We start from the raw sequence: 23,043 nt of genomic DNA, 5'->3' as shown, positions 1-23,043 counted from the left end.
ACCGCTTTCACCCCGGGACACCCGGACTCACAGGGCATGAAGGCCCAGCCCACAGGAATACCACCTTGCTGGACATTACCTTTTCTTGACACTCTTCGGGAACGAGCCGCAGTGACCGACCTAGGAGGACGATCACGGTGCACGGGCAGGGGCAGGGTACGTACGCGACGACATGGGGGCCCTTGCCGGTGAGGCAGGGCACGGCGCCGACCGCAGGTGCGCTCAGGCCGGGGCGCAGGGCGCCCGTGCACGATCTGCGCCGCGGCGACGGCGACGGCGACGGCGGCCCGGCCGCGACCGGGCCCGGCGCGCGCGAGCTGCGCTACCGCGCGGGGGACGTGGTGGTCGCCTCCGGGCTGCCCGGCAGCGGCAAGACCACCATGATCGGCCGGGCCGTGCCCCGCCTGGACCAGAGCGGGCGCGCGGTGCTGCGGGTGGACTCACAGGACACCCGCGAGCGCTGGGAGCGGCGGCTGCCCCGCTGGCTGCCGTACGCCCTCTACCGCCCGGTGGTGCGCTACGCCCACTACGCCGGGCTGCGCCGGGCGCTGCGCTCCGGCGCGAGCGTCGTGGTGCACGACTGCGGCACGCTCTCCTGGGTCCGCCGCTGGCTGGCCCGCGACGCCCGGCGCACCGGCCGCCGGCTGCACATGGTGCTGCTGGACGTGGAGGCCGCGGTGGCCCTGGAGGGGCAGGCCGCCCGCGGCCGCGGGGTCTCCCGCTACGCCTTCGGACGGCACCGTCGCGCGGTGGGGCGGCTGGTCGCCGCCGCCGAACGCGGACGGCCGCCCGAAGGCTGCGCCTCGGTGGCGCTGCTGGATCGGGCGGCCGTGAGCGCGCTGCGCCGCATCGGCTTCGAGTGACGCGCGGCGGGACGGCGGAGCGCTGCCGTCAAGGAGCCTCGACGGTCGCCTCGACCGGGTGGGGCAGCGGCATGGGGGCCACGGAGTCGTCCTCGGCCAGCTTGGGCGTGGCGGGCTCAAGAGCGGACAGGGGGCTGGGGACCGTCGTGCTGGGGCGCTGCGTACCGGGCTTCTTCACGTCCGGTTTCGTGGCGGGCTTCTGAGCGCCGGGCTTGTCGGTGCCGGGCTTGTCGGTGCCGGGCTTGGCGGTGCCGGGGTCCGCGGGGGCGGCGGGCTTGGTGCCCGGCGTCATGGCTCCGGGCTTGGTGCCGGGGTCGGCGGGCTCGTCGGTACCGGGCTTGGTGTCGCGCTTGCCCGCCTCCACCTTCTTGGCGTCCTGCTTCTTGCCGTGGTCGTCCTTGGCGTGGTCGTTCTTTCCGTGGTCCTTCTTGCCGTGCTCGTCGTCGCCGGGCTTGGGGGTGGTGTGCTCCGCGGCGGCCGCCATCGTGATGGGCCGGGCGGCGAGCGCGGAGGCGTCGTCGGCGAGGGTCGACGCCTCGTCCGGCAGCGGCAGCATCGGGGGCGTCATCGGCTCGCCCATCCCCGGGAGCGGGCCGACGAGGGAGCTGATCAGCTCGATGATGGCGTCGGCGATACGGGGGAGCGCCGCGGCGGCCGCGGCCTCGTCGCCGGCGGCGATGGCGTCCAGCAGGTCGTCGATCGCCCGCTGCAGCGCGTCCAGCGGGTCAGTCGAGACGTCCGTGGGCTGGGCCTGGGGGGTGAGCGGCGGCATCTGGGCCTGTCCCTGCCCAGCGGCCTGTCCCTGTCCGGCCTGTCCCTGATCGGCGGCCTGCGGCGGCACGGTGATCTGGCCCTCGTCCTGACCTTGGTTCTGGCCTTGGTCCTGGCCCTGACCCTGACCCTGGTTCTGGTCCTGACCCTGGTTCTGGCCCTCGTTGGGGTCGTCCGACGGCTTCTGGTCGCGGGCCTGCTCCCGTCCCTTGTCCCGTCCCTTGTCCTGGGCCTTGCTCTGGGCCTTCTCCTGGACGCGCGCAGACGCCCGCGGAGTCATGGCCGCCTCGGCCGACTTGCGGGCGGCCTTCACCGCGCTGTCGATCGCCGCCGCGTGCTTGACCAGGTCGGCCTCGGAGAGCATCCCGTTGGGGGCCTCCTCCACCGCCTTGGCCAGGTCCGTCACCCGCTCGAGGAGGACCCGCAGATCGCGCATGGCCTGGACCTGGGCGGGACTCATCCGGGTGTCGGCGAGCGCCGCCGGGGTGGGCGCCGGGGCCTTGGCGCCGGCCGAACCCCCGGACCCGGCGGCCGCGGCCGCGGACAGACCTGCGGTGCCGAACAGAAGGGAGCCGGCCATAACGGAGGTGACGAGTACTTCGGCCTTGCGGGACGCGCGGATCATGAGACCTTCCTTCGCTGTGGGTGACGTACGGGCGTACTCGACACCACGGTGCGAAGAGCGCAAACCGTACGCAACTCGACGATTACTGTCTGAAGCGGTCGCAAGCCACTCATCTTCGGTCATCGCCCACCCCTCGACCTGGGGATTTGCTGTGGAGATCGACGGCCCCCGATGCCGCCCGGCGATGCAGCCGTTAGGGTGCCTGTGCAGGTCCGACGAGATGGCGGTTGAGCGGAAATGAACATCCCGGAGCAGCACGGTCCAGTACCGGCTCACGGCGGGTTTCCTGACGGTGCGTCTTCTGAGATTCCGGCGTTTGCGGCGTTTCCGGGCAATGAGCTGGAAGAGGTGCTGGTCGCCTCGGTCGACATCCCCGGCGCCGGCGCCCGCATCGTCGAGACCCTGGCCCGCAGCCGGATCTGGGTGCCGCTGCCCAACGGGGGCGGCCCGGACAGCAACGGCCTGGACCTGCCCACCATGGAGATCGAAGGCGGCGCGTATGTGCCGGTGTTCAGCTCCGAACAGCAGTTCCTGCAGATCGTCGGCGCCCATATGGCGTTCACCGTCGCCCCGGCCGTCGAATTCGCCCGCGGTCTGCCGCCCCAGCTCGGCATCGCGGTGAACCCCGGCGGCCCGGTGGGCGTCCCGCTTCCGCCGCTGGCCGTGGCCGAGCTGTGCCGGGCCGGGCGGAGCGAGCTGGACGGTCCGGCCACCGGCGGCCGGGTGCGTCTCTTCGAGCCGGACTGGCAGGACGAACCGGTCGACTTCCTGGCCGCCGCCGGGCTCGAGTTCGGGAAGGTGGCCGGGTTGCGGACCGCCCGGCGCGCGCTGGCCAGTGTCGAGGGGGAGCCGCCCGCGCTGTTCGTCGGCGTCGAGCTGGACGTTCCGGGCCCGGAGGGCCAGGCCACCGCCGTGGAAGCGCTCGGCCGCGCGCTCGGCGCCGTACCGTTGCCGTGGACGGTCCAGCTCGTTCTGCTGGACATCGCGCAGGATCCGGTGGCGGACTGGATACGGGAACGGGTGCGACCGTTCTACGACCGTGACCGCTGAGTCGCCCGGGAGACCACTGTAAGGGCCCGTAAGCTGGTTGGATGACCGGTGTCGGGGCGCGGTCGTGCGCCCCTGACCAAGTGTGTGGACAGGCCGAGAGAGGGGCGGACCCAGGTGAGCGCGGGAGGCGGCCACGTCGAGCGGATGCTGCAGCAGGTCGCTCCCGGCCGGTACGACGCCTACGAGTCACTGCTGTACGCGCTCGCCGAAGGCCAGGTTTGGATGCTGCTGTGGCACGGCACCCCCGGCTCGCCCGACGCGCAGTACGGAAACATGGACGTCGCCGGGCTCGGCTACGCCCCCTGTGTGACCTCCGCCCAGGAGCTCGCCGCCAGCGGCTGGAACCGCGCCCATGAGGTCGTGGGCGGGCGCCAGATCGCGTCCTCCCTCTTCCCCGACCGCTACGGCCTGTGGCTCAACCCGCATGCCCCCGGCGGTGGCGTCGGCATCCCCTGGCTCGATCTGCGCCGAATCGCCCGCGGCCTGGATCTGTTGCCCGCGGGGCCGCTGCGGCTCAGCGAGCCCGCCATTGAAATCCCCCAGTTCTACGCCCTGTTGGGACAGAACGCGCACCGCACGGCCGCGGTGCGGTCGCTGCGCCGCGCCTGGGTGCAGCCCGCGCTCGGCGCCCCGTATCTGGCGATCGGGCTCGACCTGTTCGACACCGGCGCCGCCGGGGTGGAGGCGGCGCGGGCGATGATGAGCCAGTCGATCGGCGCGGTGCCCGACGGGCTGCCGGTCTCCACGGTCGCGATGTCCGACGAGTACGACCCGGTGGCCCTGTGGATGCGGGCCAACGCCCGCCCGTTCTTCAACCGTGACGCCTTCGGCGCGGCCCAGCCCGGCCCGCCAGCCCCCTCGTACGGCTATCCGCCGCAGCACGGCGGCCGGCAGTCCGGGCCCGCCCCGAGCACCTGGTAACACCCCTGTCACACCCCCGTCATCGGACCCGTTGACCGGACGGCTCGTACCGCTGAGCGGAGTTGCGGTCCGGATAACGGAACACCTCTCGCCACATCACGGTTAGGCATCCATTGCCCGGATGGGCTGGCGGGTGATCACGAGCGCGATGAAGACTCCCGCAACGGGAAGTGTCCGTACCTGCGGGTAGCGCACGCTTCCCCTTCACTAAACTTCCGCACCACGAGCACCACATTCACCTGCGTTTGTGAACCACGCCGCTACAGCGGCAGGTCGTGGGCCGGTCACCACCGGTCGAGAGGGGTCCCCACCACGATGACGGCACCAGTGCACGGCACGAGCACGGATGCGGAACCGGCCGCGCCCGTCGATGTCGCCGCGGATGTAGTCAAGGCCTCGGTCGAGGGCAGGTCGCTGCGCCAGATCGCCTGGATGCGCCTGAAGCGGGACAAGCTGGCGCTGGCCGGCGGGGCCGTGGTTCTCTTCCTGGTGCTGGTGGCCATCTTCGCGCCGCTGATCGTGAGCCTGCTGGGGCACCCGCCCAACGAGTTCCACCAGGAGGAGATCGACCCGCTGTTCGGCACCCCGAAGGGCTCCTGGGGCGGTATCAGCTCCGACTTCCTCTTCGGCGTCGAACCGTCCAACGGCCGCGATGTGTTCAGCCGGGTCGTCTACGGCGCGCGGATCTCGCTGCTGGTGGCCTTCCTCGCGGCGGTCGTCGCCGTGGTGCTGGGGACTGTCTTCGGCGTCATCGCGGGGTATTTCGGCGGCTGGGTTGACACCGTTATCAGCCGGGTGATGGACATGCTGCTGGCCTTCCCGCAGCTGCTGTTCATCATCTCCCTGGTCTCGGTGCTGCCGAACGATCTGCTGGGGCTGTCCGGCAGCGGGGTGCGCATCGCGATCCTGGTCTCCGTGATCGGCTTCTTCGGCTGGCCGTACGTCGGCCGCATCGTGCGCGGCCAGACGCTGTCGCTGCGCGAGAAGGAGTACGTCGAGGCGGCGCGCAGCCTGGGCGCGGGCCGGCGCTACATCCTCTTCCGGGAGCTGCTGCCCAACCTGGTCGCGCCCATCACCGTCTACGCCACGCTGATGATCCCCACCAACATTCTCACCGAGGCGGCGCTCAGCTTCCTGGGCGCGGGCGTGAAGCCACCGACCGCGTCCTGGGGGCAGATGCTCTCCGATGCCGTCGGCACCTACAAGGACGACCCGATGTTCATGATCATTCCGGGTCTGGCGATCTTCATCACCGTGCTGGCGTTCAACCTCTTCGGCGACGGCGTCCGAGACGCCCTCGACCCGAAGGGAACGCGTTGATGGCGCCCCGCGCGACCGCGGCCCAGCCGCACCGAAACGAATCTGCCCCTGCCGCACCTGTCAGGCGGCGGTCACCCGATGGTTCCCCGGCGCCATGCCAAGGACCGATATCCCGGAGGTTGCACGAAACAATGAAACCCCTACGTTCCTCGAGAAGTAGGCGGATCGCCGGTGCGGCGGTCGTCGTCGGGGCCCTGATGGCCACCGCGGCCTGCGGTGGTGACAAGAACGACGACAAGAGCGAGGGCGCCGGGTTCAACGCCGCGACGAAGGGCATCGCCAACGCGTCGACCAAGACGGGCGGCACGCTCAAGTTCATCAACAAGCAGGACTTCGACTCGCTCGACCCGCAGCGCCAGTACTACGGCTTCGCCTGGGACTTCTCGCGCTTCTACGCGCGCCAACTGATCACCTACGCGCCCAAGCCGGGCAAGGCGAGCAACACGCTGGTCCCCGACCTGGCCACCTCCACGGCCAAGATCAGCGACGGCGGCAAGACGTACACCTACACCCTGCGTGACGGGATCACCTGGGAGGACGGCTCGCCGATCACCGCCCAGGACATCAAGTACGGCATCGAGCGCATCTGGGCCAAGGACCTCATCTCCGGCGGTCCGGCCTATCTGCGCCAGGTCCTGGACCCCGATGGCAAGTACAAGGGCCCGTACAAGGACAAGACCAAGGACAAGCTGGGCCTGAAGGCGATCGAGACGCCGGACGCGAAGACCATCATCTTCCGTCTGCCCAAGCCCAACGGTGACTTCGAGCAGATGCTGGCGATGCCCACCGGCTCGCCCGTGAAGGCGTCCAAGGACACCGGCGCCAAGTACACCAACCAGCCCTTCTCCTCCGGCCCGTACAAGGTCCAGTCGTACAAGCCGGGCAAGGGCGCGGTGCTGGTCCGCAACCCCAAGTGGAACAAGGCCTCCGACCCGATCCGCCCGGCCCTGCCGGACAAGGTCACGGTGACCCTCAACTCCAACCTCGACGCCGTCGACGAGCTGCTGATCAAGGGCGACTACGACGTCTTCCTCAGCGCCACCGGCATGGGGCAGGCCGGCCGCAGCGAGGCGCTCAAGCAGCACAAGGGCAACGTCGACAACATTGAGACGAGCTTCGTCCGGTACGTCGACTTCGCCACCAAGGTCAAGCCGTTCGACAACATCCACTGCCGCAAGGCGGTCTTCTACGCCACCAACTACACGTCGCTGCAGACCATCCGCGGTGGCCCGCAGGCCGCCGGTGACATCGCCACCACCATGCTCCCCAAGAGCATCGCGGGCGCGGACGACTACGACCCGTACGGCATCCTGGCGCGCAAGGGCAAGCCGGACGCGGCCAAGGCCAAGGACGAGCTGAAGCAGTGCGGCAAGCCGGACGGCTTCTCCGCCAACATCGTCGCCCGTAACGACCAGCCGAACGAGGTCAAGGCCGCCGAGGCGCTGCAGGAGTCGCTGGGCAAGGTCGGCATCAAGCTCCAGGTCGAGAACATCGACGGTGCCTCCTCGGCGAGCATCACCGGCTCCCCCTCGGTGATGAAGAAGCGCAACCTGGGTCTGTCCATGACCGGCTGGGGCCCCGACTTCCCGACCGGCCAGGGCTTCGAGCAGCCGCTGATCGACGGCCGCTTCATCCAGCAGACCGGTAACTACAACGTCTCCGAGACCAACGACCCGAAGATCAACGGGCTCTTCGACACGGCGCTCAAGGAGACCGACCCCGCCAAGGCCGGTGAGTCCTACAAGGAGATCAACCACAAGATCGTCGACCTGGCCGTGCAGATGCCCTTCCTCTACGAGAAGAACATCACCTGGCGCAGCTCCCGGCTGACGAACGCCTTCTCTTCGGCGGCCTACAACGGCCGTTACGACTACTCCCAGCTCGGCGTCGTCAAGTGATGGTTCGCCAAGCGACCGTCACACCCCACCATCGCCGAACCGTATAGGCCCGAAGGGCAGGTGATGGCCGCGGGTGGTGGTCCGGGAGTCCCCTGATCGGGGGCTCCCGGGCCGCCGCCGGGCCGCGCACAGTGCTTGCATATGTCATCCGGCGCTTGTTCGCCGTCATCATGATGCTGTTGGTCGTCACACTCACGACCTTCGCCATCTTCTTCATGATCCCGAAGTGGGCCGGTTCCGATCCCGCGCTCCTCTTCGTCGGCAAACAGTCCGACCCGGAGGCCATCGAGGGCATCAGACAGAAGCTGAGTCTCGACGATCCGCTGCTGGTGCAGTTCTGGCACTTCATCGAGGGTCTGTTCGTCGGTCGTGACTATGCCAACGGCAACGATGTCACGCACTGCCCCGCGCCTTGCTTCGGCTACTCCTTCCGCACCGAGCAGGCGGTGTGGCCGCAGCTGACCGACGCCATGCCGGTCACCCTCTCGCTGGCCGCGGGCGCCTGTGCGCTGTGGCTGGTCGGCGGCGTCACCGCCGGCGTCGTCTCCGCGCTGCGCCGGGGCACCCTGTGGGACCGCGCGGCGATGGGCGTCGCCCTCGCCGGTGTCTCGCTCCCCATCTACTTCACCGGTCTGCTCTCCCTGGCCATCTTCAGTTACCAACTGAACTGGGTCGACGTGGACTACCAGGGGATCACCGAGGATCCGGCCATGTGGTTCCAGAGCCTGATCCTCCCCTGGATCACCCTCGCGTTCCTCTACGCCGCGACCTACGCCCGGCTCACCCGGGCCACCATGCTGGAGATCATGGGCGAGGACTACATCCGCACGGCCCGCGCCAAGGGTCTGCGGGAGCGGGTCGTCATCGGGCGGCACGCCATGCGCTCGACCTGGACGCCGATCCTCACCCTGCTCGGCCTGGACCTCGGCGCCCTGCTGGGCGGCGCGGTGCTGACCGAATCCACCTACAACCTGCCGGGCCTCGGCAGGCTCGCGGTGACCGCGATCAGCAACAAGGACCTGCCCGTCATCCTCGGCGTCACCTTGATCGCGGCCCTGTTCATCGTGGTGGCCAACCTCATCGTGGACCTCCTGTACGCCGTCGTCGACCCGCGAGTGAGGCTCGGATGACCGATATCGAAAAGTCCGGGACCGAGAAGCCCGCCAAGCTCGACAAGCCCGAGAAGACTGGGAAGACCGAGAAGACCGGCGATCTGCCGGCCACCGGCACCGCGCTCGGGGAGGTCGCCGCGGCCGGCTCCCCGGCCCCCACCACCTTCCTCGAGGTGCGCGACCTCAAGGTCCACTTCCCGACGGACGACGGCCTGGTCAAGTCGGTGGACGGGCTCAGCTTCCGGCTGGAGAAGGGCAAGACGCTCGGCATCGTCGGCGAGTCCGGCTCCGGCAAGTCCGTCACCTCGCTGGGCATCATGGGCCTGCACACCGCCGGACAGTACGGCCGGCGCAAGGCGCAGATCTCCGGCGAGATCTGGCTGAACGGGCAGGAGCTGCTGGGCGCCGACCCGGACGAGGTGCGCAAGCTGCGCGGCCGTGAGATCGCGATGATCTTCCAGGATCCGCTGTCGGCGCTGCACCCCTACTACACCATCGGCCGCCAGATCTCCGAGGCGTACCAGGTCCACCACGACGTCACCAAGGACGTGGCCCGCAAGCGCGCCATCGAGATGCTGGACCGCGTCGGCATCCCGCAGCCGGACAAGCGGGTGGACAGCTATCCGCATGAGTTCTCCGGCGGTATGCGGCAGCGCGCGATGATCGCGATGTCGCTGGTCAACAACCCCGAGCTGCTGATCGCCGACGAGCCGACCACCGCCCTGGACGTCACCGTGCAGGCGCAGATCCTCGACCTCATCCGGGATCTGCAGAAGGAGTTCGGCTCCGCGGTCATCATCATCACCCACGACCTGGGCGTCGTCGCCGAGCTCGCCGACGACCTCCTGGTGATGTACGGCGGCCGCTGCGTCGAGCGCGGTCCGGCCGAGAAGGTCTTCTACGAGCCCCAGCACCCCTACACCTGGGGCCTGCTCGGCTCGATGCCGCGTATCGACCGCGACCAGACCGACCGCCTCATCCCGGTCAAGGGCTCCCCGCCCAGCCTGATCAACGTGCCGCCCGGCTGTGCCTTCCACCCGCGCTGCCCGTACGCCGATGTGCCCAAGGACAACATCACGCGCACGGAGCGGCCGGAGCTGCGTGTGGCCGGGAGCGGCGACCACTTCTCCGCGTGCCATATGACGCAGGAGGAGCGCACGCGGATCTGGACCGAAGAGATTGCGCCGAAGCTGTGACGGACACGAAGGATCCGAAGATGACGGTCCCGGAGCAGGCGACCACCACCCCCGAACCCCTGCTCAAGGTGTCCGGCCTGGTCAAGCACTTCCCCATCAAGAAGGGGCTGCTGCAGCGGCAGGCCGGCGCGGTGCAGGCGGTGGACGGCCTGGACTTCGACGTACGGCCAGGGGAGACCCTGGGCGTGGTGGGCGAATCGGGCTGCGGCAAGTCCACCATGGGACGGCTGATCACCCGGCTGCTGGAACCCACCGGTGGAAAGATCGAGTTCGAGGGCAAGGACATCACACACCTCGGCACCGCCGGGATGCGGCCGATGCGCCGCGATGTGCAGATGATCTTCCAGGACCCGTACTCCTCGCTGAACCCCCGGCACACGATCGGCACCATCGTCAGTGCGCCGTTCCGGCTCCAGGGGGTCAAGCCGGAGGGCGGCATCAAGGCCGAGGTGCAGCGGCTGCTGTCGGTGGTCGGCCTCAACCCCGAGCACTACAACCGCTATCCGCACGAGTTCTCCGGCGGCCAGCGCCAGCGCATCGGCATCGCCCGGGCGCTCGCGCTCAAGCCCAAGCTGGTGGTGGCGGACGAGCCGGTCTCGGCGCTGGACGTCTCGATCCAGGCCCAGGTGGTCAACCTGCTGGACGACCTCCAGGAGGAGCTCGGTCTCACGTATGTGATCATCGCGCACGACCTGTCGGTCATCCGGCATGTCTCGGACCGGATCGCGGTGATGTACCTCGGCAAGATCGTCGAGCTGGCGGACCGCAAGGACCTGTACGAGCGGCCGATGCATCCGTACACCAAGGCGCTGCTCTCGGCAGTGCCGGTGCCGGACCCCAGGCGGCGCGCCAAGCGTGAGCGGATCCTGCTCAAGGGCGATGTCCCCTCGCCGATCTCGCCGCCGTCCGGCTGCCGCTTCCACACCCGGTGCTGGAAGGCGACCGAGGTGTGCAAGCAGCAGGAGCCGCCGCTGATCGCGCTGGCGACCGGGCACCAGGTGGCCTGCCACCACCCGGAGTCTGTGTCCGATATGCAGCTACCGCCGCGTGGTGCCGATCAGGCGCCGGGGGAGAAGGCCGGGCCCGAGGCGGCGGCGAAGGTGGAGAAGAAGGCGGAGTAGCCGGGCGAGGGCTGGGAAGGGCCGGGCGGGGCCGGGCAGGGGCAGCCCCTGGGGGAGCGGCCCGAGGGAGAGAACACCCGATGAGTAAAAATGTCGGGTGTTCATCGATCTGTTCAGCCCGTCCGTCCAGCACTCGCTCGACCTCGTCGGAATCTTCGTCTTCGCGATATCCGGCGCGCTGCTCGCCGTGCGCAAGAACTTCGACGTCGTCGGCATGGCGATGCTCGCCGAGGTCACCGCGCTGGGCGGCGGGGTGTTCCGCGACCTGGTCATCGGCGCCGTACCGCCGGCCGCCTTCACCGATCTCGGCTACTTCATCACCCCGCTCATCGCCACCGTCATCGTCTTCTTCCTGCACCCCGAGGTGGAGCGGATCATGGCGGCGGTGGGCGTCTTCGACGCGGCCGGCCTCGGGCTGTTCTGCGTCACCGGCACCATGAAGGCGTACGACCACGGGCTCGGCCTCACCTTCTGCGCCGTCCTCGGCATGACCACGGCGATCGGCGGCGGCGTGCTGCGCGACCTCCTCGCCCACGAGGTGCCCTCACTGCTGCGCTGGGACCGCGGCCTGTACGCGGTCCCGGCCATTGTGGGCGCCACGATCGCGGCGCTGCTCATCCACTACGACGCGCTGACCGGCGGCACCAGCGCCCTCGCGGCCACCGTGGCGTTCCTGGTCCGGCTGATGGCGATGCGGTTCGGATGGCGCGCACCACGCGCATGGAACCGGCGCAGCACGGCGGCCGAGGAGGTCTGACCGAGCGGGCCGAGCGGGCCGAGAGGGCCGGTCGGGGCGCGGTCGGCGCCAGTAGCGTTCACCGTGGTTGTATGGCGACTGCCGCTGCCGTCCTGGCGGGGGCACCTCCCAGCGGGTGGCTGGGGGAGAACCGAGCCCCGGAAAAAGGGGAGATAACCGGTGAAGGACACCCTGAGCTCGACCGAGGGCGGCCGCTCCGCCCTGCGTCTGGAGCGGCGGATCGGCCATCCGCCGGAGGAGGTCTGGCGGGCCCTGACCGAGCCCGCCCTGATGGCCCACTGGTTCCCCGCCGAGGTCCGGCTGGAGCCGAGGGCCGGCGGGCGGATCGACTTCGTCTTCCCCGGGCATGACGTACCGGACACGCACGGGGCCGTCACGGAGCTCGACCCGCCGCGCGTCTTCGCCTTCACTTGGGGCGACGACCTGCTCCGCTGGGAACTGCGCCCCGAGGCCGACGGCAGCGCGCTGACCCTCACCCACACCTTCCGCGACCGCTTCGGCGCGGCCAGCTTCGCCTCCGGGTGGCACGCCTGCATCTCGGCGCTGGCCACCTTGCTGGACGGCGAGAAGACCGGGATCGCGGCGGACACGGACGAGCTGCACGAGCGCTATGTCGAGGCGTTCGGACTGGCGGAGGGGGTCGTCGAGACCACCGAGGACGGCTGGCGGCTGCGGTTCGAGCGGCAGCTGGTCCGTCCGGCCGAGACGGTGTGGCAGGCGCTGACCGGACCGGCCGGCGCGGAGGAGCCCGTGGTGGGCGGCGCGGTGCCGATCGGGTTCCGTACGGACGCGGTCCCGCCCGGCCCGGTCGCGGACGTGACCGCGCCCCGCGAGCTCGCCTACGACTGGCTCCTCGGCGGCCGCCCGGTCGGCCGGGTCCGGTGGCAGCTGACCGTCGGCACGGGCCACGGCGCGCGCCTCATCCTCACCCAGACCGGCCCGGCCGAGGCCGCCGAGGAGCGGGACGCGGCGCTTGCGGAGTGGCGTAAGCACATCGCGCTGCTGGCCACGAAGCTGCTGCACATGCGGGGCTGAGCCTCCCCGACGAGGAGCCCCCGACGAGGAGCCGCGCCACGACGTGCCTGCATACGACCTCCGACGCCGCGACGCGCCTACTCGCCGAGAAAGCCCAGCAGCGCGGCCGTGAGCTCGGCCGGGGCGTCCTCCTGGACGAGATGGCCCGCGCCCTCGAACAGCCGCAGGCGCGCACCGGGGATCAGGGCAGCCAGCTCCCGCCCCCGCTCCGGCGGAATCCAGCTGTCCGCGGAGCCCCAGCAGACCAGGACGGGCAGCTCGAGCTCGCCGTAGCGGCCCTGGATCTCATCGGTGAAGCGCTGGTCGTTCTGCGCCATCTGCCGGTAGAGCGCGGCCTGACCGTCCCCGTCGCACCACGGTTCGACGAGCCGGTCCAGGACCACCGGGTGCAGCCCGGGACCGCTCGCCGAGGCGACGTACTCGCGCACCAGAGCCCGGTGCAGCCCGGGTGGCAGCCGCTCGAAGACCTCCGCGTGCTCACCGAGCAGCCGGTAGGTGGGGGAGCCCCAGGGAGCCAGGGCCACCGGGTCGACGAGGGCCAGTCGGCGGTAGCGGGCGCCGTGCAGCAGATGGGCGCGCAGGGCGACGCAGCCGCCGAAGTCATGGGCGACGACAGACGGCGCCCGCTCGCCCCCGGCCAGCCCCCACAGATCCAGCAGCTCGGTGAAGACCCGGGCCTGGGCGGCCAGGGAGACGTCCTGGCCCGTGCGCTTCTCCGAGGTGCCGTAGCCGGGCATGTCCCAGACGAAGACCCGGTGGCGGTCGGCGAGCGCGCGGGCGACGGACCGCCAGACGTACGAGGAGAAGGGCGTGCCGTGGAGGAGGACGACCGGCGGGCGGTCCGGGGCGCCGAGCTCGGCCCAGCGGACCTCGCCGGAGGAGCTGCGGTGGGTACGGTCCAGCGTCCAGTCGTCGTTGTCGTCGGCTGTCATGAGTAAAACGCTAGTTGCTCATGACATCCCTGTCGAGACTGTCGGCACCGGAGACGGGCAGCAGCCCGCGCTCGCCGAAGACCTTCTTGGCGACGAAGGTGGCGTTGAGGGACTTGGGGATGCCGCAGTAGACGGCCGCGTGCAGCAGTGCCTCGGTGATCTCGGTCGGGGTGAGTCCCACGTTCAGCGCGGCGTTGATGTGCACTTCGAGCTGCGGCTCGCAGCCGCCGAGGGCGGTGAGTATGCCGAGGGTGACCAGCTGCCGGTCCCGGGGGGCCAGCTCGGGGCGGGCGTACATGTCGCCGAAGGCCCAGGCGGCGACCTGGTGGCCGAGCTCGGGGGAGATGTCGGCCAGTGAGTCGACCACTCGCTCGCCCACCTCGCCGTCGATCCGGCTCAGCACCTTCATGCCGTACTCGAACCGCTCCTGCTTGATCGTGTCGTTCGCGTTGCTCATGTCCTGAACGCTAGGAGTTGGAGTGCACTCGAAGGCAAGTGGCCAGGCAGAGGGGCGGGCAGGGACCAGGTGCGGCGCTCCTCCGTGCGCCCGGCACGCGCCCCCACCCCGGCTCGTAGAATCGAGCTCACCATGGTTTACCTCGACCACGCCGCCACCACCCCGATGCTTCCGGAGGCGGTGCAGGCGATGACCGCCCAGCTCGCCGTCACCGGCAACGCCTCCTCGCTGCACGCCGCCGGCCGCCGGGCGCGCCGTACCGTCGAGGAGTCCCGCGAATCGCTCGCGGCCTCGCTGGGCGCGCGCCCGAGCGAAGTCGTCTTCACCTCGGGCGGGACCGAGGCCGACAACCTCGCGGTGAAGGGACTCTACTGGTCCCGCAGGGACGCCGACCCCGCCCGCACCCGCGTGCTCGCCAGCCCCGTCGAGCACCACGCCGTCCTCGACGCCGTCGACTGGCTCGCCGAGCACGAGGGCGCGCGGGTCGAGTGGCTGCCCGTGGACGCGTACGGGCGGGTGCACCCCGACGCGCTGCGCGAGGCGATCGCCCGCGACCCCTCGGATGTCGCCCTCGCCACCGTGATGTGGGCCAACAACGAGATCGGCACCATCATGCCGGTGCCCGAACTGGCCGCCGTGACGGCGGAGTTCGGGATTCCGCTGCATGCCGACGCGGTCCAGGCCTTCGGCCAGCTCGACCTCGATTTCGCCGCCTCGGGCCTGGCCGCGATGACGGTCAGCGGCCACAAGATAGGCGGGCCGTACGGGATCGGCGCGCTGCTCCTCGGCCGCGAGTGGACCCCGGCGCCGCTGCTGCACGGCGGCGGCCAGGAGCGTCAGGTGCGCTCCGGCACGCTCGACACCCCGGCCATCGCGGCCTTCGCGGTCGCGGCCGCCCATGCCGCCGCGCACCGCGAGGAGTTCGCGCGCGAGATCGGGGCGTTGCGCGACGCGCTGATCGGCGCCGTCCGGGCCGCCGTCCCCGACGCGGTGCTGGGCGGCGACCCGGACCCGGCGGGCCGCCTCCCCGCCAACGCGCACTTCTCCTTCCCCGGCTGCGAGGGCGATTCGCTGCTCCTGCTGCTGGACGCGCGGGGCATCGAGTGCTCGACCGGCTCGGCCTGCACCGCGGGCGTCGCCCAGCCCAGCCATGTCGTCCTGGCCACCGGCACGGACCCCGACCTGGCGCGCGGCACGCTGCGCTTCTCGCTCGGCCATACGTCGACCAAGGCGGATGTGGAGGCGGTGGCGGACGCGATCGGCCCGGTGGTGGAGCGGGCGCGCGGCGCGGGTCTGAGCTAGGGCCTGTCGGCAAAGGGGGCGCCCTGCTCCCGACGCCTGGCCGGCTCCCCCAGCTACCGCTGGGGGAGGCAAATCGACCGCAGCGCCCAGTACGAGGACGATGCTCCGCCTTGCGAGGCACCGCACCGGACGCCGCTCGCGGCCGGACGCCCCCTTTGACGGCAGACCCTGGGGCGCCTCTTCGAGGGCGCCCCTCAGGTGTCGAGGACGCGGTGCAGGAACTGCTGGGTGCGCGGCTCGGCGGGGATGCCGAACACCTGCTCGGGAGAGCCCTGCTCGAGGACGACGCCGCCGTCCATGAAGACGACACGGTCGGCGGTGTCCTTGGCGAAACGCATCTCGTGGGTGACGACGACCATGGTCATGCCCTCCTCGGCGAGGGAGCGCATGACGCCGGTGACCTCGCCGACCAGTTCGGGGTCGAGGGCCGAGGTCGGCTCGTCGAAGAACATGATGGCGGGGTCCATGGCAAGGGCGCGGGCGATGGCGACACGCTGCTGCTGCCCTCCGGAGAGCTGCGCAGGATAGGCGTCGGCCTTGTCGGCGAGCCCGACCCGGGCCAGGGCGGAGCGACCGCGTTCCTCGGCCTCCGCACGCGCGAGCTTCCTGACCTTCAGCAGGGCAAGGGTCACATTGCCCAGGGCGGTCTTATGCGGAAAGAGGTTGAACTGCTGGAACACCATCCCGACATGTCCGAAGATCTCGGGCGCCCGCTTGCGGTCGTGCAGGGGTACGCCGCCCACCCACACCTCCCCGCTGTCTGCCCGCTCCAGGTCGCACATGATCCGCAGCAGGGTGCTCTTGCCGGAGCCGCTGGCACCGATGAGGACGACGACTTCGCCCGGTTCTACGTCGATGTCGACGCCCTTGAGCACCTCCAGGTGCCCGAAGCGCTTGTGCACTCCGGACAGGGCGATCCGCGAGGTCGTCACCGTCTGCTGCTTGGTGGCGGAGTCGGTGATCATGCGGTGACAGCCTTTCTCTCGATGCGCCGCACGAGCAGCGACAGCGGGTAGCAGATGACGAAGTACAGGACCGCGACGGCGAGATAGGACGTGGTGGGGTCTCCCACACGGTCGATGACGGCCTGGCCCTGGCGGACCAGTTCGACGTACCCGATCACCACCGCGATCGAGGTGTCCTTGACGAGTGAGAGGTACTGGCCGACGAGAGGAGGAAGGACGATCGCCCGGGTCTGGGGAAGGATGACGCTCAGAAATGTCCGGACGCGGTCCAGGCCGAGCACGCGCGATGCCTCCCACTGGCCGCGCGGCACTGCCTCGATGCCGGCCCGGAAGATCTCCGCGATGTAGGCGCCCTGGTAGAGGGTGAGGGCGAGCAGGGCCGCGCCGAAGATGGTGATGCCGGCGAGGTTCAGATATGCCGCGCCGAAGTAGATGAAGAGCATCTGGATGAGCAGTGGTGTGCCGCGGAAGACCTCCAGGTAGCCCCGGGCGAGCTGAGCCAGCACGGGGATGCGGCTGGTGCGTATGGCCGCGACCACCAGTCCGAGGAGTGTTCCGGTGGCGATCGACGCCAGCGACAGCAGCACCGTGGCCCACAGGCCGGAGACGTACAGCGCGCGATTCGACCAGATGACCGACCAGTCCATCATGCCTTCTTTCGGGCGGGACGGTTGGGACGGGCGGGAAGCAGACGACGTGCGGTGTCGAGGGGGCGAGGACGCGCCGGGCTACGCAGCGCCGGCTTGAACGCGATGCGTCCGATGAGCCCGGCCACCACGACAACCGCGTTGGTGAGGATCAGGTACAGGATCGCGGCGATGCCGAAGACCTGGACGGTCAGCAGCGTGCGGGAGTTGACGACCATGGCCGTGCCGGTGAGTTCGGGTACAGAGATGGCGGACAGCAGCGACGACCCCAGGATGATCTGGACCAGTTGGTTCACCACGGCTGGGTAGACGTTGCGCAGTGCCTGGGGGAGCACCACGTGCAGGAAGGTGCGCGGCGGGCTCAGGGCCAGCACGCGCGCGGCTTCACGCTGGCCGCGGGGGACGGCCTGGATGCCCGCCCTGAGGATCTCGGTGAGATACGCGCCCACATTGACACCGAGGGCGAGCACGCCCGCCTGCACGGGGCTGAGCCGCAGACCGGCGGACGGCAGCGCGAAGTAGGCGACGAACATCTGTAGCAGGACGGGCGTGTTGCGGATGACCTCGACGTAGACGGCGGCGGGCGCCCGCACCACGGCGTAGCGGGATCGGCGCGCGAGGGCGCCGAGCAGGCCGAGGCAGAAGGCGAGCGCGAAGGCCGCGAGTGACAGTTTCAGGGACAGCCAGGCCGCGTCCAGGTAGGTGGGCCAGTCCCGGAGAGCGTAGGTCCAGTCAACGAACATGGGACTCCTCCATGGGGCGGCGGCATGACACCGCCGCCCACCGGGACTCAGTAGGACGGGTTGAGCGGGTACACGCGGTCGACGCCGAACCACTTCTTGTAGAGGGTGTTGGCCTGGCCCGAGGTGTTGAACTCACGCAGCCAGGTGTTGACCCACTGGAGCCAGGTGGCGTCGCCCTGCGGAACGCCGATGGCGTTGTACTCCAGCGGCACCACCGAGTCCTTGGTGACCTTGAGGGAGGAATCCAGCTTGGCCTGGTAGTTGAGGAAGTTGGAGTCCTCGACCATGGCGTCGGCCTGGCCCTGTTTGACGGCGAGCACCGCCGCGGAGGAGGTGTCGTACTCCTGGATCTTCGCCTTGGGGTTCTCGGCCTTGACCGCGTCACCGTTGGTGGAGCCCTTGGTCACCGCGACGGTCCTGCCTGAGAGGTCCTTGAGAGTGGAGATGCCGCTGGACTTCTTCACCAGCAACACCTCGCCCGCCACGATGTAGGGGGCGCTGAACGCGACCTGCTTCGCACGCTCGGCGGTGGTCGTGAAGTTGCAGACCACCGCGTCGACCTTCTTGGTCTGCAGGTTGGGGATGCGATTCGCGGACGTGGTGTCGACGATCTTGACCTTGACGCCGAGCGCCTTGGCCATGGCTGTGGCGACGTCGACGTCGAATCCCTGTGGCTTGTTGGACTTGTCCATCGAACCGAACGGCGGGAACGTCAAGCAGCTGGCGACGTTGAGGGTGCCGCGCTTGATGACCTGCTGAAGCGTCGAGGACTGCTGGTTCCCGCCCGAGGCGCCGCTGCTGGAGCTACAGGCGGCGAGTGACGCGGCGGCGGTCACACCGACACAAATCGTCATCAGAGAGCGTGTACGGTGACGAAGTCTCATCACATGGATTCCATTCCGGGGAGAGCGGGGACGGGTCTGGGTTGCCGGAGAAGGGGCGATCGCCGTCGATAGCCAGCAGGTTTCGCTATGCAAAACCGCGTTTCATGTGGGGTTGCGGAGAAGTTAGCCCGGGGTCGCGTGGGCGTCAATGGCCGATTTCAATATGTGACATTCAGTTTTGCAATGCAGTGCGGTAGGGTGCGCGAGTGCATAAGGGGGCGGCTCCATGGAGGTCTGACGCCCTCCAGCGCAACGCACCGCAGCCATCTACCGGAGGGACCGGCGTGACATCGCACGCGAATGAGACCCCTGACGCGTCCGAGCCCCGCCGCAACACCTCATCGTCCCTGCGGCGTGCGTTGGGCATCCTGATGCACTTGGCGGAGGACGGCGGCCATCCGCACGGAACCACGCTGACCGAACTCGCGACCGGCCTCCAGATGAGCAAGAGCACCGTGCTGCGGCTCGTCGCCCCGCTTCGGGAGGCGCGGCTGGTGGACCAGGACCCGGAGAGCGGCCACTACCGGCTGGGTCCCCAGAACGCCCTGCTCGGCCAGCTCTACCTGGAACGGCTCGACGTCCGGCGGACGGCGTCGCCCCTGCTGCACCAGCTCGCCCAGGACGTGCGTGAAGCGGTGCACCTGGTCAGTTTCGATCCCCCCGAGATCGTCTACATCGACAAAGTCGAGAGCCCTCAAGCCGTGCGGATGCACTCCCGTGTCGGTGGGCGGCAGCCCGCTTACTGCACGGCCACGGGCAAAGCGTTCCTCGCTTATGCCACGGACGATGTATTCGAGAGCGTGATAGCGGCCGGCATGCCCGTTCGCACACCGGCCACCATCACCTCGCCCGAGCAATTGCGCGCCGAACTCGCTCGTATCCGGCAGCGCGGCTATGCCATCGACGACGTGGAGAACGAAGTCGACATCCGCTGCGTGGCCGCGTCGGCTTTCAACCACAGCGGGAGTGCTGTCACGGCCGTGAGCATCTCAGGCCCGGCCTCCCGGATGACGCATGACCGCCTCGCGGAGATCGGCGAGCTGGTGACAGAAACCGCACGGGCTCTCACCGACCGCTTGGGCGGAGTCGTCCCCCACGTCGATCGGTGAACGCTCGCCCCCGCCGGTGAGCGGCGAACGCTCGCCGGATCTCCCCGCCGCGGATACGCCCCTTACGCCCCTGTCGACTCCGACTCCGACTCCGGCTCACCGGTCCGCCATGGCTGCCCGCACCAGCCGCAGATAGCGGGCCCAGTCCCAGAGCAGCCCGGGGTCGGTGTGGTCGGTGCCCGGCACCTCGGAGTGGCTGACGATGTGCTCGCGGTCCGCCGGGAATCCGTACCGCCGACAGATCCTGGCCGTCAGCCGCGCCGAGGCCCGGTACATCGGGTCCGTGAAGGAGCTCGCCCGGTCCACGAACCCCTCGTGTTCGATGCCGACGCTGCGCTCGTTGTACGAGCGGTTGCCCGCATGGAAGGCGACGTCCAACTCGCGGACCGTCTGCGCGATACGCCCGTCGCGGCGCACCACATAGTGCGCCGCGGCGCCGTGGCTCGGGTCCCGGAACGCCTCCAGCGCGTCGTAGAAGCTCCCCTGGACGACATGGATCACCACCCGGTCGACGGTGTAGTCGTACGGCCGGTCCGCCCGCCGCCAGTTCAGCTGCGAGGCCGGGACCCACAGCGCCCCCGGGTAGTCGACCTCGCCCTCCTCGCGCGGCTGGTCCACGCCGGGCAGCCGCCACCACAGCCGCTCCAGCTCGTCCCGCGCCGCATAGCCGACCCCGCCGAGACCGGCGGCGACCCCGCCGATCAGCAGCGCCCGCCTCCCGAGGCGCCGCCGGCCGCTGGGCGGCTCCTGGTCGGCCTCCGCGCGGTCCGGGGCGGCGGCGTCCGTGGTCTCGTTCATAGAACTGTCAACGGGCGGCGAGGCGCGCCCGGTTCCACGGCGGTTGTCGGATCATGGCGCAAACCGAACGCCGAGGGACCGACCGCTCTACCCCTGGGTAGATGAAAGTTGGACCATCTAGTGGCTCGACAGTGACTCGACGAGGAGTGAACAGCATGCGCATTGGGTTCTCGCTGCCCCAGTTCGGCGCTCTGGCGCAGCGCCCGGAGGAGGTGGCGCGGTTCGCGCGGCAGGCCGAGGAACTCGGCGCGGCGAGCCTGTGGGTCGGCGACCGGCTGCTCGACCCGGTCGATCCGACCGTCGGATACGCGGGCGCCGATACGATCCCGCCGGAATTCCGCACCGCCCTGGACCCCTTCGCCACGCTGGCCACCGCCGCCGCCGTCACCGAGCGGGTCCAGCTGGGCAGCAACGTCATCAACGCCCCCTGGTACCCGCCGGCCGTGCTGGCCCGCTCCCTCACCACCATCGACGCGATGAGCGCGGGGCGGCTGCTGGTCGGGCTCGGCACCGGCTGGTCCCCGGAGGAGTACGAGGCCGTGAACGTCCCGATGGCCGAGCGCGGCCGCCGCCTCGACGAAATCCTCGACGCCCTGACGGCCTGGTGGACCACCAGCCCCGTCGAATACCGCGGCGAACACTGGACCGTGCCCGCCTCGTACATCGACCTCAAGCCGGCCACCCGCCCCCACCCGCCCGTCTACCTGGGAGGCTGGGCCCCCACCGCCCTGCGCCGGGTGGCCCGCCGCGCCGACGGCTGGCTGCCGATCGCCGTCCCGCCCGTACCGTTCGACGCCCAAGCCGCCGTCATCGGTCCCATGACCACCATCCGGGAGGCGGCCGAGCGCGAGGGCCGGGACCCCGCCGCGCTGGACGCGATCCTGCGGGTCAACCCTTCGTCCGAGGCCACGGCCCGGGACATTACGACGGTGCTGGCCCGGGCGGAGGCGGAGGCGGGTGTGGACCACGCCTTCGTGGACCTGATCTATCTGGCCAAGGACGTGGACCAGGCCCTGGACCTGGCGCAGCGCATCCTGGACGGCGCAAGCGCCCGCTGACCGCTCCGCTACCCTCCACTACCCTCCGTAACGATCGGCCGGGGAGCCGACCGCCCAACCCCAGGGCCTACCCTGGAGGGGTTATGAATGACTTCCCCGGTGCGCCCACAGGTCCCCGCGACGGCCGTCGCCTGCGCGTACTCGCCGCCATGTCCGGCGGCGTGGACTCCGCGGTCGCGGCGGCGCGGGCGGCCGAAGCGGGCCACGACGTGACCGGCGTCCACCTCGCCCTCTCCGCCAACCCGCAGTCCTTCCGCACCGGCGCCCGCGGCTGCTGCACCATCGAGGACTCGCGCGACGCCCGCCGGGCCGCGGACGTCATCGGCATCCCCTTCTACGTATGGGACCTCGCCGAGCGCTTCCGCGAGGACGTGGTGGACAACTTCATCGCCGAGTACGAGGCGGGGCGCACCCCCAACCCCTGCCTGCGCTGCAACGAGAAGATCAAGTTCGCGGCGCTCCTCGACAAGGCGCTGGCCCTCGGCTTCGACGCCGTCTGCACCGGCCACTACGCCACCGTCGTCCACCACGAGGACGGCACCCGCGAGCTGCACCGGGCCTCCGATATGGCCAAGGACCAGTCGTACGTCCTCGGTGTCCTCGACGAGCGCCAGCTGGCCCACGCCATGTTCCCGCTCGGCGACACCCTCACCACCAAGGACGAGATCCGCGCCGAGGCCGAGCGGCGCGGCCTGGCGGTCGCCAAGAAGCCCGACAGCCACGACATCTGCTTCATCGCGGATGGTGACACCCAGGGCTTCCTGGCCAAGCACCTCGGCACGGCCGAGGGCGACATCGTCGACGAGGACGGCCGCAAGCTCGGCACCCACGAGGGCGCGTACGGCTTCACCATCGGCCAGCGCAAGGGCCTGCGCATCGGCCACCCCGCCCCCGACGGCAAGCCGCGCTACGTCCTGGACATCTCCCCGGTGAACAACACCGTCACCGTCGGCCCCGCCGATGCCCTCGACATCGCGTCCCTCACCGCCATCACCCCCCGTTGGTGCGGCACCCCGCCCACCGGCCCCGCCACCTACACCGCCCAACTGCGCGCCCACGGCGGCGAGACGGCGGTGACGGCGGAGGCTGTCGACGGCGAACTGCGCGTGACCTTCGCCGAGCCGGTCCGGGGCGTGGCGCCGGGCCAGGCGATCGTGCTGTACGACGGGACGCGGGTCGTGGGCTCGGCGACGATCGCGACGACAGAGCGGGCGGAGCGGGAGGCGTCCGCGAGCTGACGCGGATGGCGCCGATGACGCCCGTGCCCCCTTGCGCGCGCGGGGTGCTCCCACCTCGCCGGCGCCGGCGTGCGCTGCTGGGCCGGCACGGGGTACCCCAGGGGGCCCTTCACCTGGCGACGTCAAGCTGAGGTTGGACAACGCTCAGTCCGAGCCCCGAGCAGGGGGATGACCCGGGCGGGGTGGTTGCGTGCGCTCCGCCGTGTCCCAACGGCCCCCGGATGCGGTTCCGTGCCGTGAA

22 protein-coding genes are annotated in these 23,043 nt (G+C 70.2%); 14 read left to right on the top strand and 8 right to left on the bottom strand.

Translation table 11 applies throughout. The annotated features are described in order from the left end of the window. Positions 1-188 precede the first annotated feature (188 nt). On the top strand, positions 189-863 hold the full coding sequence (locus ACH4U7_RS31490; RefSeq protein WP_398531166.1) for an AAA family ATPase: 675 nt from the start codon (positions 189-191) through the stop codon (positions 861-863). Positions 864-891: 28 nt separating this feature from the next. On the opposite strand, the gene ACH4U7_RS31485 is transcribed toward ACH4U7_RS31490, so the two are convergent. Then, a complete protein-coding gene (locus ACH4U7_RS31485) occupies positions 892-2,259 on the bottom strand; it encodes a hypothetical protein (RefSeq protein ID WP_398531165.1) in 1,368 nt (455 codons plus the stop codon). A gap of 237 nt (positions 2,260-2,496) precedes the next feature. Between ACH4U7_RS31485 and ACH4U7_RS31480 the strand changes: the two genes are divergently transcribed. The 9 genes from ACH4U7_RS31480 (at position 2,497) to ACH4U7_RS31440 (ending at position 12,669) form a co-directional block, all read left to right on the top strand. Further along, positions 2,497-3,309 (top strand): enhanced serine sensitivity protein SseB, encoded by an 813-nt coding sequence (locus ACH4U7_RS31480; protein ID WP_398531164.1) that lies wholly within the window; start codon positions 2,497-2,499, stop codon positions 3,307-3,309. Positions 3,310-3,453: 144 nt separating this feature from the next. Next, complete coding sequence (locus tag ACH4U7_RS31475) at positions 3,454-4,230, top strand: enhanced serine sensitivity protein SseB C-terminal domain-containing protein (protein WP_398531336.1); 777 nt, start codon at positions 3,454-3,456, stop codon at positions 4,228-4,230. 315 nt (positions 4,231-4,545) lie between these two features. After that, a complete protein-coding gene (locus tag ACH4U7_RS31470; RefSeq protein ID WP_398531163.1) occupies positions 4,546-5,550 on the top strand; it encodes an ABC transporter permease in 1,005 nt (334 codons plus the stop codon). 131 nt (positions 5,551-5,681) lie between these two features. Further along, positions 5,682-7,448 (top strand): ABC transporter substrate-binding protein, encoded by a 1,767-nt coding sequence (locus ACH4U7_RS31465; RefSeq protein ID WP_398531162.1) that lies wholly within the window; start codon positions 5,682-5,684, stop codon positions 7,446-7,448. 155 nt (positions 7,449-7,603) lie between these two features. Continuing rightward, positions 7,604-8,578, top strand: a complete 975-nt coding sequence (locus ACH4U7_RS31460) for an ABC transporter permease (RefSeq protein ID WP_398531161.1) — start codon at positions 7,604-7,606, stop codon at positions 8,576-8,578. Continuing rightward, on the top strand, positions 8,575-9,756 hold the full coding sequence (locus ACH4U7_RS31455; RefSeq protein ID WP_398531160.1) for an ABC transporter ATP-binding protein: 1,182 nt from the start codon (positions 8,575-8,577) through the stop codon (positions 9,754-9,756). Before ACH4U7_RS31460 ends, ACH4U7_RS31455 begins: the two co-directional genes overlap by 4 nt. Before the next feature lie 20 nt (positions 9,757-9,776). After that, positions 9,777-10,877: an ABC transporter ATP-binding protein gene (locus ACH4U7_RS31450; protein ID WP_398531159.1), complete on the top strand. Its 1,101-nt coding sequence runs from the start codon at positions 9,777-9,779 to the stop codon at positions 10,875-10,877. A 97-nt stretch (positions 10,878-10,974) separates the two neighbouring features. Next, the gene (locus ACH4U7_RS31445) at positions 10,975-11,634 is read left to right on the top strand and encodes a trimeric intracellular cation channel family protein (protein WP_385615663.1); all 660 of its coding nucleotides are present in this window, start codon (positions 10,975-10,977) and stop codon (positions 11,632-11,634) included. 159 nt (positions 11,635-11,793) lie between these two features. Next, positions 11,794-12,669 (top strand): SRPBCC family protein, encoded by an 876-nt coding sequence (locus tag ACH4U7_RS31440; protein WP_398531158.1) that lies wholly within the window; start codon positions 11,794-11,796, stop codon positions 12,667-12,669. A gap of 77 nt (positions 12,670-12,746) precedes the next feature. Here the strand turns inward: ACH4U7_RS31440 and ACH4U7_RS31435 are convergent, their stop codons facing one another. Together ACH4U7_RS31435 and ACH4U7_RS31430 are read right to left on the bottom strand one after the other, a co-directional pair. Beyond that, positions 12,747-13,601: an alpha/beta fold hydrolase gene (locus ACH4U7_RS31435; protein WP_398531157.1), complete on the bottom strand. Its 855-nt coding sequence runs from the start codon at positions 13,599-13,601 to the stop codon at positions 12,747-12,749. A 10-nt stretch (positions 13,602-13,611) separates the two neighbouring features. Beyond that, entirely contained in the window at positions 13,612-14,058 is a 447-nt protein-coding gene (locus tag ACH4U7_RS31430; protein ID WP_398531156.1) for a carboxymuconolactone decarboxylase family protein, read from the bottom strand. 132 nt (positions 14,059-14,190) lie between these two features. Between ACH4U7_RS31430 and ACH4U7_RS31425 the strand changes: the two genes are divergently transcribed. Further along, positions 14,191-15,360, top strand: a complete 1,170-nt coding sequence (locus tag ACH4U7_RS31425) for a cysteine desulfurase family protein (protein WP_014176195.1) — start codon at positions 14,191-14,193, stop codon at positions 15,358-15,360. A 194-nt stretch (positions 15,361-15,554) separates the two neighbouring features. Here the strand turns inward: ACH4U7_RS31425 and ACH4U7_RS31420 are convergent, their stop codons facing one another. Genes ACH4U7_RS31420 through ACH4U7_RS31405 form a run of 4 tightly spaced genes read right to left on the bottom strand, consistent with a single transcriptional unit; the run spans position 15,555 to position 18,569 of the window. Further along, positions 15,555-16,325, bottom strand: a complete 771-nt coding sequence (locus ACH4U7_RS31420; RefSeq protein WP_398531155.1) for an amino acid ABC transporter ATP-binding protein — start codon at positions 16,323-16,325, stop codon at positions 15,555-15,557. Further along, complete coding sequence (locus tag ACH4U7_RS31415) at positions 16,322-16,975, bottom strand: amino acid ABC transporter permease (RefSeq protein ID WP_398531154.1); 654 nt, start codon at positions 16,973-16,975, stop codon at positions 16,322-16,324. The genes ACH4U7_RS31420 and ACH4U7_RS31415 overlap by 4 nt, the downstream gene beginning before the upstream one ends. Further along, complete coding sequence (locus ACH4U7_RS31410) at positions 16,972-17,715, bottom strand: amino acid ABC transporter permease (RefSeq protein ID WP_398531153.1); 744 nt, start codon at positions 17,713-17,715, stop codon at positions 16,972-16,974. The genes ACH4U7_RS31415 and ACH4U7_RS31410 overlap by 4 nt, the downstream gene beginning before the upstream one ends. 47 nt (positions 17,716-17,762) lie before the next feature. Continuing rightward, the gene (locus ACH4U7_RS31405; RefSeq protein WP_398531152.1) at positions 17,763-18,569 is read right to left on the bottom strand and encodes a transporter substrate-binding domain-containing protein; all 807 of its coding nucleotides are present in this window, start codon (positions 18,567-18,569) and stop codon (positions 17,763-17,765) included. 314 nt (positions 18,570-18,883) lie between these two features. Here ACH4U7_RS31405 and ACH4U7_RS31400 point away from each other — a divergent pair, with 314 nt between their 5' ends. After that, on the top strand, positions 18,884-19,708 hold the full coding sequence (locus ACH4U7_RS31400; RefSeq protein ID WP_398531151.1) for an IclR family transcriptional regulator: 825 nt from the start codon (positions 18,884-18,886) through the stop codon (positions 19,706-19,708). A 96-nt stretch (positions 19,709-19,804) separates the two neighbouring features. On the opposite strand, the gene ACH4U7_RS31395 is transcribed toward ACH4U7_RS31400, so the two are convergent. Then, a complete protein-coding gene (locus tag ACH4U7_RS31395) occupies positions 19,805-20,506 on the bottom strand; it encodes an N-acetylmuramoyl-L-alanine amidase (protein WP_398531150.1) in 702 nt (233 codons plus the stop codon). A 155-nt stretch (positions 20,507-20,661) separates the two neighbouring features. Between ACH4U7_RS31395 and ACH4U7_RS31390 the strand changes: the two genes are divergently transcribed. Then, positions 20,662-21,564, top strand: a complete 903-nt coding sequence (locus ACH4U7_RS31390; protein WP_398531149.1) for a TIGR03619 family F420-dependent LLM class oxidoreductase — start codon at positions 20,662-20,664, stop codon at positions 21,562-21,564. Between the two features lie 83 nt (positions 21,565-21,647). Beyond that, positions 21,648-22,802 carry a tRNA 2-thiouridine(34) synthase MnmA gene (gene mnmA / locus ACH4U7_RS31385; RefSeq protein ID WP_398531148.1) on the top strand — a complete coding sequence of 385 codons (1,155 nt, stop codon included), beginning with the start codon at positions 21,648-21,650 and terminating at the stop codon, positions 22,800-22,802. Positions 22,803-23,043 lie beyond the last annotated feature (241 nt).

Origin of the sequence: Streptomyces sp. NPDC020845, from assembly GCF_044334165.1 — a bacterium.
GTDB lineage: Bacteria > Actinomycetota > Actinomycetes > Streptomycetales > Streptomycetaceae > Streptomyces.
Note: the sequence above shows the minus strand (reverse complement) of the source record. Positions and strands in the feature narration are given on the sequence as shown.